The sequence below is a fragment of the Anaerotignum faecicola genome, from assembly GCA_024460105.1.
Taxonomy (GTDB): Bacteria; Bacillota; Clostridia; order Lachnospirales; family Anaerotignaceae; genus JANFXS01.
In genome coordinates, this window is record JANFXS010000004.1 from 338,951 (window position 1) to 353,471 (window position 14,521).

Annotated in this window: 11 protein-coding genes; 7 read left to right on the plus strand and 4 right to left on the minus strand. The window is 41.7% G+C overall.

Translation table 11 applies throughout. The annotated features are described in order from the left end of the window. Nucleotides 1-13: 13 nt before the first annotated feature. The 4 genes from NE664_08785 to NE664_08800 all read right to left on the minus strand — a co-directional run bounded on the left by NE664_08785 (nt 14) and on the right by NE664_08800 (nt 5,111). Complete coding sequence (locus NE664_08785) at nt 14-1,336, minus strand: DUF2812 domain-containing protein (protein MCQ4726749.1); 1,323 nt, start codon at nt 1,334-1,336, stop codon at nt 14-16. A 57-nt stretch (nt 1,337-1,393) separates the two neighbouring features. Then, complete coding sequence (locus NE664_08790; GenBank protein MCQ4726750.1) at nt 1,394-2,089, minus strand: hypothetical protein; 696 nt, start codon at nt 2,087-2,089, stop codon at nt 1,394-1,396. Between the two features lies 1 nt (nt 2,090). Beyond that, nucleotides 2,091-2,837 carry a DUF5058 family protein gene (locus NE664_08795; protein MCQ4726751.1) on the minus strand — a complete coding sequence of 249 codons (747 nt, stop codon included), beginning with the start codon at nt 2,835-2,837 and terminating at the stop codon, nt 2,091-2,093. Between the two features lie 1,728 nt (nt 2,838-4,565). Further along, the gene (locus NE664_08800) at nt 4,566-5,111 is read right to left on the minus strand and encodes an NADH peroxidase (protein MCQ4726752.1); all 546 of its coding nucleotides are present in this window, start codon (nt 5,109-5,111) and stop codon (nt 4,566-4,568) included. Nucleotides 5,112-5,671: 560 nt separating this feature from the next. Here NE664_08800 and NE664_08805 point away from each other — a divergent pair. The 7 genes from NE664_08805 to NE664_08835 all read left to right on the plus strand — a co-directional run bounded on the left by NE664_08805 (nt 5,672) and on the right by NE664_08835 (nt 14,087). Beyond that, on the plus strand, nt 5,672-8,584 hold the full coding sequence (locus NE664_08805) for an insulinase family protein (GenBank protein MCQ4726753.1): 2,913 nt from the start codon (nt 5,672-5,674) through the stop codon (nt 8,582-8,584). Nucleotides 8,585-8,589: 5 nt separating this feature from the next. Next, nucleotides 8,590-9,309: a M48 family metallopeptidase gene (locus NE664_08810; protein ID MCQ4726754.1), complete on the plus strand. Its 720-nt coding sequence runs from the start codon at nt 8,590-8,592 to the stop codon at nt 9,307-9,309. Nucleotides 9,310-10,139: 830 nt separating this feature from the next. Beyond that, on the plus strand, nt 10,140-10,520 hold the full coding sequence (locus NE664_08815) for a hypothetical protein (protein MCQ4726755.1): 381 nt from the start codon (nt 10,140-10,142) through the stop codon (nt 10,518-10,520). Between the two features lie 132 nt (nt 10,521-10,652). Further along, entirely contained in the window at nt 10,653-11,675 is a 1,023-nt protein-coding gene (locus NE664_08820) for a hypothetical protein (protein ID MCQ4726756.1), read from the plus strand. Nucleotides 11,676-11,691: 16 nt separating this feature from the next. After that, complete coding sequence (locus NE664_08825; protein MCQ4726757.1) at nt 11,692-12,051, plus strand: hypothetical protein; 360 nt, start codon at nt 11,692-11,694, stop codon at nt 12,049-12,051. Then, nucleotides 12,044-12,562, plus strand: a complete 519-nt coding sequence (locus NE664_08830; protein MCQ4726758.1) for a molybdopterin-binding protein — start codon at nt 12,044-12,046, stop codon at nt 12,560-12,562. The genes NE664_08825 and NE664_08830 overlap by 8 nt, the downstream gene beginning before the upstream one ends. Before the next feature lie 274 nt (nt 12,563-12,836). Continuing rightward, nucleotides 12,837-14,087, plus strand: a complete 1,251-nt coding sequence (locus NE664_08835) for a DUF362 domain-containing protein (GenBank protein ID MCQ4726759.1) — start codon at nt 12,837-12,839, stop codon at nt 14,085-14,087. The last annotated feature ends 434 nt before the right edge of the window (nt 14,088-14,521 follow it).

Here is a 14,521-nt window from a genome sequence, read left to right on the forward strand (position 1 = left end):
ACAAAAGAAGGTTTTATCTGCCGAAAATCGGAACCACGCCGTTTTGCGTTATGCCGTCGTCAGGTATTTCGGGGGCCGTTAAAATTAAATCGCCTATGATACCGCTTAAGTCGGTATTATCCGGCATGCCTGTTATATTAAATAAAAATACCGTTTTTCCGATTTTGGTAAGATAAATCCGGCTCTTTTCGAGCGCATATGTATCGTATCCGTTTATGGATATTAATTTAAACTCTTCGCCGTAATCAACGGGAGCCTGTTTATAAAGGTAATTGAATATGCACTCGGCAAAAAATTCGTTTCTCATACTGCTGTAATTTGTAAACGCCCGGACGCCGTTTCCGGAGGTTTCGCTGTAAAGTATATTTTCTCCCAGTATGGAAATGTTTTCTTTAACGCTTGAAGTTTCAAGGCTTGAAGCGGATATATCCGATACGTGCAGAAGCGGAAGTGGACTTTCCGCGTACTTTTCCGCCGAAGGCGCCGCGCTTAAATTCTTAAGGCCGTTTATAGCCGATGGAAGTATTAGCAAAAATGCCAGAGCTATTACGGATACAATCGGCAGCAAATATTTTCCGAGCTGTTCCTTGATATTTTTTGAAACAAACTTTATTATAATTGTGCCGGCGGCGATTACGGACAGGGGTATTAATGCAAACACGACAGCCTGCGGAGTTTTAATTATTTCAAGTATAAAAGCAACGATAATTAAAACCAGCAAGACAGAATTTTTGAACGCGTTTATTTTTCCGCGCTTTATTGCCCCTTTAACCGAGAAATCCTCGTTTGCGGTTCCTATGCGCGCTTTTTGCCGCGCAAGGAAAAATATATAAAAAATGTCGTATGCGGCAAGGAACAGAAGCCCTGCCGCCAGAATAATGTAAATATTTGTTAAAAGTATTGCGTATACAACGGCCGGGGATGAAAGGCATTTCCAAAATACAAATACTATTAAGGCAAAAGATATCGCGGCAAAATTAAGCTGGGAATCTATTATTTTTGTCTTTAAATTATCATCTAGGTTCGGACGTTCCGTTTCATCCGAATCAGACTGGAATACATAGCATCCTCTTGCCTTGCCCGTGAAATACCAGCCGTTTTCCGTATAGCTGTCGAGACGCGTTTTTGAAAAACGCCTGAAATTAAGTATGGATGAAACGGCATATGGATCGGCGACGTATCTTATGTTTTTGCCGGCGTTTTTTTCAAACCCCGCAAAATTTCCTCTGATCCATTTAAGGCGGTAGCCCTGTTCAAGCATTTGGGAAAGATATTCCTCAACGGCTATGTAATCAAACGGTAAAAACGGAAAAAATTTTATTATATTATCTTTCATGATTATCACCTCAAAGAATATTTCCCTTAAAGACAGGGCGTCCGTGTGAATTGACTATTATGCTTGCTCTTCGCGTTTCTTTTTGCGCCGGTACATATAAAGGCCTATTAAGAACCCTGAAATTATTGCCCCGGGGAACTGCGTGATTGTTGGGATAGGAGCTTTTTGCAGAATAATACAGATTACAAGTATAATAGGCACAAATACTTTGTTGCTTCTGAAATATTGGGCCATAACGCCGCCGAGGATTGCGGGAAGCGTATAGTCGAACGCGTTTATGACAAATTCGGGCAGTATGTTTAAAATACCTACTCCGGCAACAGCGGCCAGGGTAACGAACGCAAGGTTTACGAAAACCGACATGCCTATGGCTATAGTGCCGACGAGTTCGCCTTTTTTAGTTCCGGCAGGGGCGTTGACGGCAGCCTGAGCGCTCAGCATGGCCGGAAGGCGGACGGAAGGTATATTTCCGGCAAGATAGCCGATATATATGCCGGAAAGACCCATTATCGGATAGAAGCCGAGCGGTTCTGCAAAATATATAATAAAATACGACGAAAATATTATAAACCACCCCTCGGCAATCTGGTTCCATGTGGGTTTAAACCCAAGCGCAAGCCATAAATAGAGAGCCGGGAGGAAAGTAAGCAGGGCCGCTATAAGGGTTGTAAGGCGGCCGCGTTTTATCATGCCGACGGTATATTCTTCATAAAATCGTTTGTCAATATCAGCGTTGGATTTTGTGTTAGCCATATTACATACCTCCCATATCTACAAAGAACTGTGCGATAAATATAGCAAGAAGCATTGAAATGCCAAGGTTATATTCCCTTAATTTCGGGAATTTGTCCGATATAAAAAGCAGTATGTACATAACTATAAAGCCTGCAATCCCTGCTATAAGCTTGCCTGTTCCGCCGACCATCTGGCCTGCGAGGAACATAGCTATTGAACTTATCATTACACATAAGCCGACAGAGTCGAAAAGGTGCGTATCATGTTTTTCGATTGCGACTTTAACTTTTTCGACTTTGTGGGCAAAAAGAAGGTTTACGATGAAAAATCCCCATGTATTTAACGTGATTACCCAAACGGAACATGTAAAGGCTATAATCCCGTAATCCGGGCCGCCCAGTTCCACGCCCATGGCGGTTGCTCCGGCGGTTGCCCCAAGCATTTCGGTTGTCATAGTGCCTATAATTGAAAGGCGGAGCCAGGCGAAAGGACCTCCTAGGATACTCATCAGGGCGATCATTACGGTGAACATTGAAAGCCCGGGGCCTATGGAACAGATTGCTCCGGCGCGCATAGCTTCTTTTGTTTCTTTGCTTGTAAGGCCGACTATCGGGCCGGCTTTAACCGCGTCGCGTATAAATATGTATGCCTGAAGACATACGACTATAAGCGTCGGTATAACCATTGCCCACATCATAGGGGAGTTGGCTATTTCAAGATACCCTTTGTTCGTCATTGTGTCTAATAACATTAAACTTTGATTCATACTATTTCTCCCTTCCTTCTGAATTGGCTGACAGTTCCTTCGGCGGCTGACCGTGGAATTATTTAATGTAAAATTCCTGCCCGCTAATTCGGGCGCATCCGTTTTAAATCGGTTTAATGACGCGGATAATTATTATATTCCGCCAAAGGGGACGGCTTAAACAGATCATGCATTATGCTGAAAATAGGACGCTTAACTGTTTAATTGCTTTGCGGAAGTCATTTTTTTAACAAACTTGCCGCTTCCGAACAGGCCGCGGAGAAATTCTTGACATGATGTGCGTCGGCCTGCATTGAATTTGAAAATATAATTTTTCCGCACATCCCGGCATTTAACCGACGCCGGTTTTTTTAATTGTGTCTTTCCGCATAAGCGTCGCCTCCTTAAATAAAGTTTTATGTCTAACAAAAATATACGCGTGTTATTAAAGCAATAGTTGTGCCAAAGTTTCAAATAATTTAAAAAAATAAAATGTTATTTGTGCTATAATCTATATTTTGAGTGTGAAAATGTGAGAATATTATAAAAAATGATAATGAAACGGCAAATAAACAGAGTGTTATTGGTTATAAATTTATAAACATTTTTGATTTGCCCGTATTGAAAAAATCAGGATTTATGGATTTTATATCTAAAGATTGTAATATATATCAATGCAAAATTGCATTGAAAAAAATATTTATTATGTATTTATTCAGTAATTTAGGGAGAAAAATCAATAGTGCAATTTTATATCAATATGCAAAAATGCACTGATATGAACAAATGTATTTTATATGAGGATTAATATTTGGAGTTAATTTAACAAATAATATAAAACGTATGCTTCTGACGATTAAGGCGGCGTCTTATATATTTAAAGAACCGTCATTTTCGGCGGCGGGCGTGGTATTGTCTAAAATTGAGAGTTTCCGATAAACGCCATACGGGGAACATGTTCCGCCTTTTAATAAAAAGCATAGGCTGTGGGCTTTTCGGAAATGGAAACTGAAACCGTATGTAAGATTAAGCTGTTTGCCGGCAAGCCGCTTATAAATGCATTGAATATCAAAAAATATATATTATAAAAACTTGTATGAAACATCATAATCAAAAGCTTTATTACAGTCAAAAGGGGCTTGCCTATTATGGGGAAAAAGTTTTTTGCAGATAACATATACAGGAAACTTAAAAAGGTTATTAGATTGGATTTGTTTTAATCCGTACGGATATAAAATATATTTTTGGAGTTAGGGCATGATTTTTGATGAAGTACGGACAGGGCCGGGTATATCTTCACTTTATAAGGGAATATATGATTGGGAAAAGGGATCGCCGGCATAATAGTGGCTAAAAAGCATTTGCCTTGGAGTCGTCTATGTCTGTGCTCTCTCTCATTGCCATTAAGACGCTAATTTATATCCCGGCTCTTTGGCTATGCATAGAGAAATTTTTTTATTATTCAAGGCGTAAATATGCAGGTTTGCCGCAGGCAAGTGTACGAACCGTGTGTTAATCGCGGCGCGGAGCGTTACAAAAATGGTGGCTCAAGAGGTCGGTCAAGTATTTGCGGCGTTGAAGCCCGAAAAAAATTACTATGTGGATTATATATGCCATTGTAAATTAAACGTATTGCAAACATATAGAATATGGTTCATATTTAGTTTATACAGGTAGGGCGCGGGCGCCTTTGATATTCGAAAATAAAAAACGGAGCGCCTAAAACGCTCCGTTTTTATGTATCTATAATTATTTGCCGAAATACCTGTTGTAAAGGCCTTCAAATGCTTTGCCGTGACGAGCTTCGTCCCTTGCCATTTCATGCACTGTGTCATGGATAGCGTCAAGGTTAGCCGCTTTAGCGCGTTTTGCAAGGTCTACTTTGCCTGCTGTTGCGCCGTTTTCTGCCGCAATACGCAATTCAAGATTTTTCTTTGTAGAATCTGTGATAACTTCGCCGAGGAGTTCAGCAAATTTAGCCGCATGTTCCGCTTCTTCCCAAGCGGCTTTTTCATAATATAATCCGATTTCAGGATAGCCTTCTCTATGTGCAACGCGGCCCATTGCAAGGTACATGCCTACTTCGCAGCATTCGCCTTCAAAGTTAGCCCTGAGGTCTTTGATGATATCTTCGCTTACGCCGTTTGCAACGCCTACAACATGTTCTGCAGCCCATTCAAGAGAACCGGTCTGCTCTTTAAATTTATCGGCGCCAACGCCGCATACAGGACATTTTTCAGGAGCTGTGTCACCTTCATGTACATAACCGCAAACTGAACAAACAAATTTTTTCATATTAAAATCCTCCTTAAATAAAGTTGTATTTTTAAATTGTGTTAAATTATTATTAACTGATAATTATTATAATTTAGTTATCACAGAATGTCAATAGTTTTTTTAAAATTTTTCTGCAAAATATTCTATATTTTTTATACACCATAAGTTGAAAAATGTATTTAACATAATATAAAATATTTGTTAAATTATTGTGAATTTCCGGTATTCCTCCGTAAAAATGTATTAACCGAAGGCGGCTGTTAAACTGAAAAATTAATTTATAAATCCCGTATGTTAATGAAAGTTTTATATATATTAAATAAGGGCGGAGTTTTATATACATGCGCCTGTTTTCCTGATATGCTGAAGGAATGAAAGACTTATTGCAAGACGGCAGGCCAAAATGTTTTAAAAGTATTGACGCCTTTATCGGGACAAGTAAATTGTCAACTATGTATTGAAAAGGTCCTTGATATTTATTTAACATTAACAGTTCCCAAACTGCCGTTATTTAGTTATAATATGGTTATACGATTTTAAACTTGATGGTAAAAACGATTAGGCGAAAGGGGATTTAAATGAATAAATTTGAAACAGGCATGATATACAACGGTTTTAAACTTATCCAAATGGAAGAAGTTGAAGATATTAACAGCCGTTGCCATGTTTTTGAACATGAAAAAACGGGAGCAAAACTTTTTTATGCTCAAAATAACGATGAAAACAAAGTATTTTTTGTGGCTTTTAAAACTCCGCCTTCGGACAACTGCGGGACGGCCCATATTATGGAACATTCCGTTTTATGCGGTTCCGAAAAATATCCGGCTAAGGATCCGTTCAATACGCTTGTTAAGGGTTCGTTAAATACTTATCTTAACGCCCTCACATATTCCGACAAAACAATGTATCCTGTGGCAAGCTGCAATCACGAGGACTTTAAAAACCTTATGGACGTATATCTTGACGCCGTTTTTAATCCGCGCGCCGTCAGGGACAGAAAGATATTTATGCAGGAAGGCTGGCATTTCGAACTTGAAAATAAAGACGCGCCGCTTAAATTAAACGGCGTTGTATATAATGAAATGAAAGGGGCTTTTTCGGGGCCGGACAGGCTCTTAGGAGAAACTATAAATAAAACGCTTTTTAAAGATTCCATATATAAATATGAAAGCGGTGGAAATCCCGAAAATATACCGGATCTGACATATGAGAATTTCGTCGGCTTTTATAATGAGTATTATCACCCTTCAAACAGCTTTTTTTATCTTTACGGCGATATGGACGTTGAGTATGCCCTTGAACGCATAAACAGCGGTTATCTTGAAAAATATGACAGGAAGGAAATTAAAAACGATATAGCCGACGAGCCCGCGCATACCCACTGCGGGTTCGCTTCGGATACGTTTTCCGTTCCCAAAGGGACAAAAACAGGCAAGGAAAGCATGATTTCGTTTAATTTTGTAGTGGGAAAATCTACAGATACGCTTTTGTCTTTAAGCATGGACGTTTTAAGCTATGTGCTTCTTGAAACAAGCGCGTCGCCTGTTAAAAAAGCCGTTATAGATAAAGGAATAGCACAGAGCGTGGAAGGATGGTTCGACAACACCACAAAGCAGATGGTGTTCAGTATCGTTGCAAAAAATACGTCGTGCCGTAAAATCGGAAGCTTTAAGGACACCGTGCTTAATTCGCTTAAAGACATATTAAAGACAGGGCTTGATCCTAAACTTGTGGAATCCGCCATAAATTATTACGAGTTTCTTTTGAGGGAGGCCGATTACGGATACAGGCCGAAAGGCCTTGCCTACGGCATGGATATGATGAAAGGATGGCTCCATGGACAAAACCCGGTTGAAGCCGTTAAAATATGGAAATATTTTGATATTATGCGCGAAAGGGCAAAGGACGGGTATTTTGAAAATATAATCAAGGAAAATATTTTAATGAGCCCTATACATTCCATAGCCGCGGTTGCCGCGGAAGAAGGGAAAGAAGAAAGGCTTGAAGCGGAGCTTCAAAAACGCCTTGACGAGTATAAAAAATCGCTTTCGGACAGCGAGGTTGAAAGTATTGTAAGGGAAACAAAAGAGCTTATCGAATACCAAAGCGCCCAGGACAGTCAGGAAATACTCGATACTATACCCATGCTTAAAAAGGATGATATTAAAAAGGAAGCTTCTTTTGACCGGGTTGTCGGGGAAGAAATAAGGGGAGTAAAATCTCTTTTTATACCGCTTGATACGAACGGGATTATATACGGGAAAATCATGTTTACGCTTAACAAAGTGCCGAGGGAGCTTGTGCCGTATGCCGGGCTTTTGTCAAGGGTTTTGGGCAGGATTGATACGGTGAGGTACGATTATGAAACGCTCCCTACGGAAATAAATATGTATACGGGCGGTATCGCCGGAAGGCTTTCCGTATATAAAAATAAGGACGGATTTAAACCGGTGATGTCGCTTAACGGCAAGGCCCTTGCAAGAAACGGCAAAAAAATGTTTGAAATAATGGAAGAAATAATATTCGGCAGCCTTTACAGCAGCGTTGACAACCTGACGAAAATAATACTGGACTTAAAGGCGGAGTATGAAAGAAGATATGACAATAACGGCCATGCGGCCGCCGTTTCAAGATGCGAGGCGCTTTTGAGCGCCGCAGGCGAGTATGAGGATTTGGCCAAGGGAATAGCTTTCAGCGACTTTTTGCAGCTCGCGGCCGAAAATCCAAAAGAAACGGCGCAAAACCTCAAAAAGACAGCCGACCTTATATTTACAAGGGATAACCTGATTGTTGCCGCGTGCTCCGACGATAAAAACGCAGGATTTGTTTCAAGGAGCGCGGAAGGGCTTGTGCAAAGCTTTGCAAACGGGAAAAATCCCGACGCGGAATTTGTTTTCGGCGGGAAAATTTTGTCGGAAGCTATAGAAACGGGCAGCAAGATAGTGTATAATGCCATGTGCGGGAATTTTGCCAAGGCCGGCTACAGCTACAGCGGCAAGATGTCCGTTATTAAAAATATTATAAATACTGAATTTTTGTGGAATGAAGTGCGCGTTAAAGGCGGCGCATACGGATGCGGCGCGGGCTTTGACAGATACGGCGGAGTTTATGCATATTCATACCGCGATCCGAATGTGGCTTCCACATACAAGAATTTTAGGGATATAGGCAGTTTCCTTAAAAACGTTTCCCTTTCGGAAAAAGACATTGTGCGCTATACATTAGGCGCGGTAAACGTTGCCGACAGGCCGAAAAGCAATGCGGATCGTTTTGAAACGGCTTTATCAAGGTATATAAACGGATATTCTAAAGAGGACGTGCAGAAAGAACGCGACGAGCTTTTAAGCGTTTGCGCAAACGACGTTAAAGTATTCGGCGAGATTTTCGATAAATCTATGGAAAACAATGCGGTATGCACATTCGGTTCGGAAACAAAAATCAGGGAGAATTCTCAGATGTTTGAAGAAATAAGAAAACTTTACAAAAGGTGAGAAACGTGAGCAGGAAATCTGTTTCTTATATGGGCATACCTATAGAATACACTTTGACGAGGAAACCGGTTAAAAATATTAATATAAGGATTAACGAGCACGGGGAAATAATGGTTTCGGCCGGCAGGAGAGTGCCGAGCGGATATATAAACGATTTTGTCGAAAGCCGCGCCGAATGGATCATAAGAAACCTGGCCGCCATTGAAAGGTATAATGAAACAAAACCCGACAGCGGCGTATACACAGGAAAAAAAGTATACTTCCTGGGGCAGCTTTGCGTTATTGACGTTGAGGAAGGCGAAGGCGAAAGGGTTTTAATTGACGGAAATGTTATTAGTATATATACAAAAAAGGCGGACGACCATGAGGCTGTGAAAAAAATGTATCTTAAATGGCTTTATACGGAAGCTGAAAAGGTTTTTAGCCTTCGCATGGAGGAGATTTATTCGATTATAAGCGGCGAGGGCGTACCGAGGGCGGCATTGGACATACGAAATATGAAATCCGTTTGGGGGACATGCAACATTGAAAAATGTAAAATAACATTAAACCTACAGCTTATAAAGGCGGACGTTAAGTGTATCGATCAGGTTATACTGCACGAATATATGCATTTTAAGGTTCGGAACCACGGCGCCGATTTTTATAAACTGATTGACAAATATATGTCAGACTGGCGCGAATATAAAAAGGATCTGGAGGAAAAATATAAGGACGGTATTTAAATATCCGCTCTGCCGTTAAAGGAACAGCGGGCCGATAAAGTGCGCGTTGAGGGCATGCGTAACGTAAGGAGAAGGCGATTGTTTTGCGGCGTAAAGATACGATTTGCAAAACATACGCCCCATGATGTTTAATATGCGGAAAGCGGCGTATGCGCGTTGGGCCCGGTTTAACCGGTTCTGTGGCATACGGTAATTTAACCAGTATTATATACGGATTTTTGATTAAAATAATATTGACGAATTCATAAAACCGGGGGACTGTAAAACCTCCGGTTTCTGTTTATTTGGATTTAAGCGTTTCAAAACGGCAGTTTGCAAAGACGGCGCATTAAATTCAGGCGGAGCCACAGGCGCAGATTTAAAACGGGAAATGGTTTCAATTAAGTTGGCTTGATATAAGGGCGGCGAAACTCGGACTAAACAGGATTGCCTTCGTTTCTGCCGCCGGGATTTAGACAATATGCCGCGGGAATATCAGATTTACAGAATACGGGAATTTTAATTGTAAAATATGGTCAGGCCTTCAGATAGCCTCACAGTATAAATATTTGGTATTTTTGAATAAAAACAATAATGGCCTGACAGGTTAGGCCGTTTATTTTTTAGAAATTTTTACTGTTTTTTGTATGTTAATAAAATATCAAATAGATTTACGCCGCCTTTGCAAGCCGCTTAAAACCGCTGATTTGTGCTATTTTTCTATTGACGTTTGAATTGACGTCTGTTAGTATAAACTATGGATTGTGGACGAATTGTGTTCGTATATACAAACGTAGTTTTATATTATTATGAATATGCATTTGCTGTGAACAGCAGAAAGGGTGGTTAATATGAAATTAATGCACACAAAGTTACCTGAATTTTTGAAAAAAATGAAGGTTGCCGCTAATGAAAGCGAGCATCCTATGGAAATTAATATCAGGGGGCTTGAAAACCTTACCTCCGCTAAAATGCAGTCGTTAAGGACAGGAAGGATTGAACATGCAGTAAGGGAAATGACTTTCAGGGAAGGCGTTGAAAGCATCGATTTTGTCGTTATACCGCGTGTGCCGGAAACAATGCACACCGTAATTATAAAGGGTATGGACAAAGACGGAAATGTAAAAAGCGCAATACTTGAAGTTTTAAATATACTCCAGCCGACGGAAGAAGCGGAACTTATGGGCTGCGACGACGTTGAGGACAGAAGGCCGGGCATCGGCAGGCATTAAATTATAAATACAGTCTGAGGGCGGCGGGGCGCAATGTCTTTTTTGTGCCCGTCACGATTAAATGTACGGGCCGTAAGAAGAAACGGCGCCGGCATAAATCTTACTGTTTCTACATTTTAGGAGGAGATATAAATGGCAAAATTAACATATAAAATGATACCCGAAGGAATGCTTAAGGGAAAATATATACCCTTAAATATTGCTTTTATCGATTACAGGGAAGTTAAAGCCTGCGGCGTTACGCCGAAAGAAGCTTTTGAGGCCGTTGCAAAAACGGTTGACGGACCTATAGGAATGAATATTTTTGATCCTGACGTTGTGACTACCACAAGCGACGGCGTTATGGTTGACGGCACCACTGTATTTATGGCAGCGGCGGACAGGGGAAAAATGAACAAGGACTTCGGATACCTTGAAATGGCTGAAATGCCATATTCGGAACAGCTTATTAAAGAAGAACCGCACCTTATCCAGTGGGATGCAAATTTTAAAGGCAAAAGGTTATTCAGGGGACCCGATCCCGCAACAAAGATTATACCCGTTCATAACGTATGTATTTCAGGGCGCGCAAGCAACAATAACTCCGCAACGGAAATGATGAATATCGTTACAATGGAAGAAATTCTCCTTCCTATACTCGGCCAGCAGCAGATCATTGAAAACGGCAAAGTAGTTCTCGGCATGACGGGAGGCGTTATGTCCGTAGGGATTGGAATGATTATGCCTGAAAAATACGGACGCGTTTTCCCGACGAGGCAGTTCCCGGCAGGCGAAACGGCTCACGGAAGCGGTATTTACGCCCAAACGCTTAAAGCGCATATCCCATGTATCGTAGCCGACAAATCCGTGCTTGCAAAATATATAATTAAAGCCCTTCAGGCAGGCTGCATACCGGGCAGGACCGTAGGAGCTTCGCCGGCGGTTTTGGGCGTTGCAAGGGCTATGGGAATTTCGCCTGATTACGACAACATAACGGAAAGGGCTTATGAAGAACTCGCAAGCATAGGATGCACGAAAGAATGGATGACCGAAAAAGTAGATATACTTACTCCGGAAGAAATAATTGCAAGAGCGGACGAAATTATACCCGGTATCGACGATGCGACTAAATATGACGTAAGCGACCTTGTACAGGTTGTTACTGTTGAAATTTAATTTTTGGAGATTAAAAATGGATGACAATAAAGTGATTGTCCAAGTGGACAAAACTGTTATTAAAATCACCGGCCTTGAAATTAAAGGGCTTAATATTCAGGAACTTGAAAAAATATTAAAAGACAGGCTCAAAAGCGTTGTGCGTGTAATCGGCGTTACGGGAAGCTCGGTTGAAATGGATATTTACGGCGTTGAGGAAGCGGATATACTCAAAGACGGCGACGGCATTATCAAAGCCGTAGCGATAGCCGAAGGCATTACCATTACGGATGTGACAAAAATGATGTCCGTTGAAAAAATAAAAACGGTAAGCGCCGACAGCCTGCCGGAATACCATGAGGGCATGTGCATGAAAGAGCGGTGGCTCGATGTTTAAAAACGCGTTTATTATACCGACCGGCGACGAGCTTAAGGCCGGAATTGTGCTCGATACCGACAGCCCTATGATTATGCAGGAGCTTTTGTCCTTAAACGGTGGGGCGAGAGTTACACGCCTTGCGCCTGTCGAGGACATTGAAACCGCCATAAGCGAAACGGTTTTGGAAATGCACAAAAGCGGAGCGGATTTAATAGTGCTCATAGGCGGAAGCGGCGGCGGGCACCGTTACAGTACAACCCTCGGCAGGGATTTTACACATTCATCCCTCGAAAATATACTTGAAAACAGCATAAGCCGTGAAATGTACGGAAAAAACGGGCATATGTGGAGCAAACTTGTAATCGGAAACATAGGCGGAACGCTTGTTTTTAATGTTCCGGGGCCGTACGACGAGGCAAAGGCCGCCGTATCGGCTTTTAAAAAGGCGTATGCGGAAAACGAAACGGATTTTGACGCTGTGAATAAACGTATGATGGAAGCCGTAAAGGCAAAATACGGTTTTGAATAAATATGGCTTAAAAAGGCTTAAAATTTCATAGGCAGGTCGAGTTATTTATGGTTCAGGGCATTTGCGGCAGCGCAGAGGGTTAGGATACGGCTTTACTGTTTTAAGCACCCAAACCGTGAAAACGGCCTGACGTTTTAAATCCGATGTTATAAACTGCTTTTTATCAGTGCGCATCGTATACGGAGCGGCCTGCACGGCCGCAATTGTTTGTTCTGTTTACGGCGGTAAGGTTTTTATTTCTTTACAGGCGGATATTATTCGGAGGTGTTATTATATGGGTTATTTGGCTGAAAATGCCGTTTATCCTAAAATGTACAGGGTTAAACAGCGTTTGAAAGACGAAAAACTTAAAGATATTCCGGCAGAAGTAAAAAAACAGCTTGACGGCATAGGGCTCAGGGAGGTTTTAAAGCCGGGTATGGAAATCGGTGTCTGCAGTGGCAGCCGCGGCGTAAATAATATTGCCGTTATAGTTAAGGCGGCGGTTGATTATGTAAAAGAGTGCGGCGCGACGCCGTTTATTATACCTGCAATGGGAAGCCACGGCGGCGCGACGGCCGAAGGGCAGAAACATGTGCTTGAAAAATTCGGCGTAAGCGAGGAGGCCATGGGCTGCGAAATACGTTCGTCCATGGAAACGGTTCAGTTTGAAAATGCTGAAAACGGCGCGCCTGTTTATTATGACAAAACGGCGTATGAAAGCGACGGCGTTATAATTATAAACAGGGTTAAACCGCATACGGATTTTACGGCGGCAAATGAAAGCGGCGTTGTCAAAATGCTTTCGGTAGGCCTCGGAAAACAGAAGGGCGCAAGCGCGATGCATGACAACGGCCTCGGAAAATCAATACCGGCGGCGGCCAAAGTAATACTTAAAAACGCCAAAGTGCTTGCGGGGCTTGGCATAGTTGAAAACGGCAGGGACGAAACTTATTTGATAAAGGCCGTGAAACCCGAAAATTTTATTGAAGAGGACGCAAAGCTTTTGGAAATATCCTACGGGCAGGTGCCTAAACTTCCGTGCCGCGATATAGACATATTAATTGTAAAGGAAATGGGAAAGCAGTACAGCGGCACGGGCATGGACACGAAAGTTATCGGAAGGATGAAAATATTCGGCGAGGCGGAGCCTTCATATCCAAGCATCAAAAAGATTGTGACGCTGCGGCTCTCTAAGGACAGTTACGGAAACGCCCTCGGCATAGGCCTTGCGGATATAACCGTTAAAAAGCTTGCTGATTCTATCGATTACGATGCGATGTATTCGAATTTGGTGACTACAACATTCCTGGAAAGGGGAAAAGTTCCGGTAAGGTTTGAAACCGAGAAGGAAAGTGTTGACGTTGCTTTCAGGACAATCGGAGCGGTTTTGCCTGAAAACGCAAGGGTTATGGTTATAGACAATACTCTTCATATTGAAACCGTACTTGTTTCACAGGCTATATATGATGAAATCAAAGACAGCGTTGAACTTATTGAGAGCGGCGTTGAATTAAAATTTAATGAGAATTTTGAATTAGTTTAAAATATGGTTTAAACCTGACAATCAAAAGCGGCTTCAAAACGTGCGTTATAGTTTTGAAGCCGCTTTAATTTATCGGAAAATCAAAAGTCGGCTGTTTTTCTCCGCCGTATATTTGCGGCGGTTTTAACGAAATAAGGCAGGTTTTTGTGAACCCGCCGCGGCAAGGCGAATTACTTTTTAACACGGAATTTGTTTTTCTTCCTGAAAATCTGAAAAATACATGTATTTTGTTAATAAACTGTAAATATTTTTAAAAAAAGTTTTAGAAATCCGTAATCTGTTGACACCTTAGGGAACTGAATGTAAAATATCTAAGACGGACAGAGAAATCAACGGGTATTTGCATATTTACGGGAATATAACGGATTTGGCGCGCCGTCACGCCATAAACGGCGCGGGAAAGCGGCCCGCACGGATATTTGCCGGCGGTTTTG

Bases quoted from the DNA above. Each gene is read 5' to 3' on its own strand.
- NE664_08785 (MCQ4726749.1), bottom strand. From the start codon at position 1,336: ATGAAAGATAATATAATAAAATTTTTTCCGTTTTTACCGTTTGATTAC.
- NE664_08790 (MCQ4726750.1), bottom strand. From the start codon at position 2,089: ATGGCTAACACAAAATCCAACGCTGATATTGACAAACGATTTTATGAA.
- NE664_08795 (MCQ4726751.1), bottom strand. From the start codon at position 2,837: ATGAATCAAAGTTTAATGTTATTAGACACAATGACGAACAAAGGGTAT.
- NE664_08800 (MCQ4726752.1), bottom strand. From the start codon at position 5,111: ATGAAAAAATTTGTTTGTTCAGTTTGCGGTTATGTACATGAAGGTGAC.
- NE664_08805 (MCQ4726753.1), top strand. From the start codon at position 5,672: ATGAATAAATTTGAAACAGGCATGATATACAACGGTTTTAAACTTATC.
- NE664_08815 (MCQ4726755.1), top strand. From the start codon at position 10,140: ATGAAATTAATGCACACAAAGTTACCTGAATTTTTGAAAAAAATGAAG.
- NE664_08820 (MCQ4726756.1), top strand. From the start codon at position 10,653: ATGGCAAAATTAACATATAAAATGATACCCGAAGGAATGCTTAAGGGA.
- NE664_08825 (MCQ4726757.1), top strand. From the start codon at position 11,692: ATGGATGACAATAAAGTGATTGTCCAAGTGGACAAAACTGTTATTAAA.
- NE664_08830 (MCQ4726758.1), top strand. From the start codon at position 12,044: ATGTTTAAAAACGCGTTTATTATACCGACCGGCGACGAGCTTAAGGCC.
- NE664_08835 (MCQ4726759.1), top strand. From the start codon at position 12,837: ATGGGTTATTTGGCTGAAAATGCCGTTTATCCTAAAATGTACAGGGTT.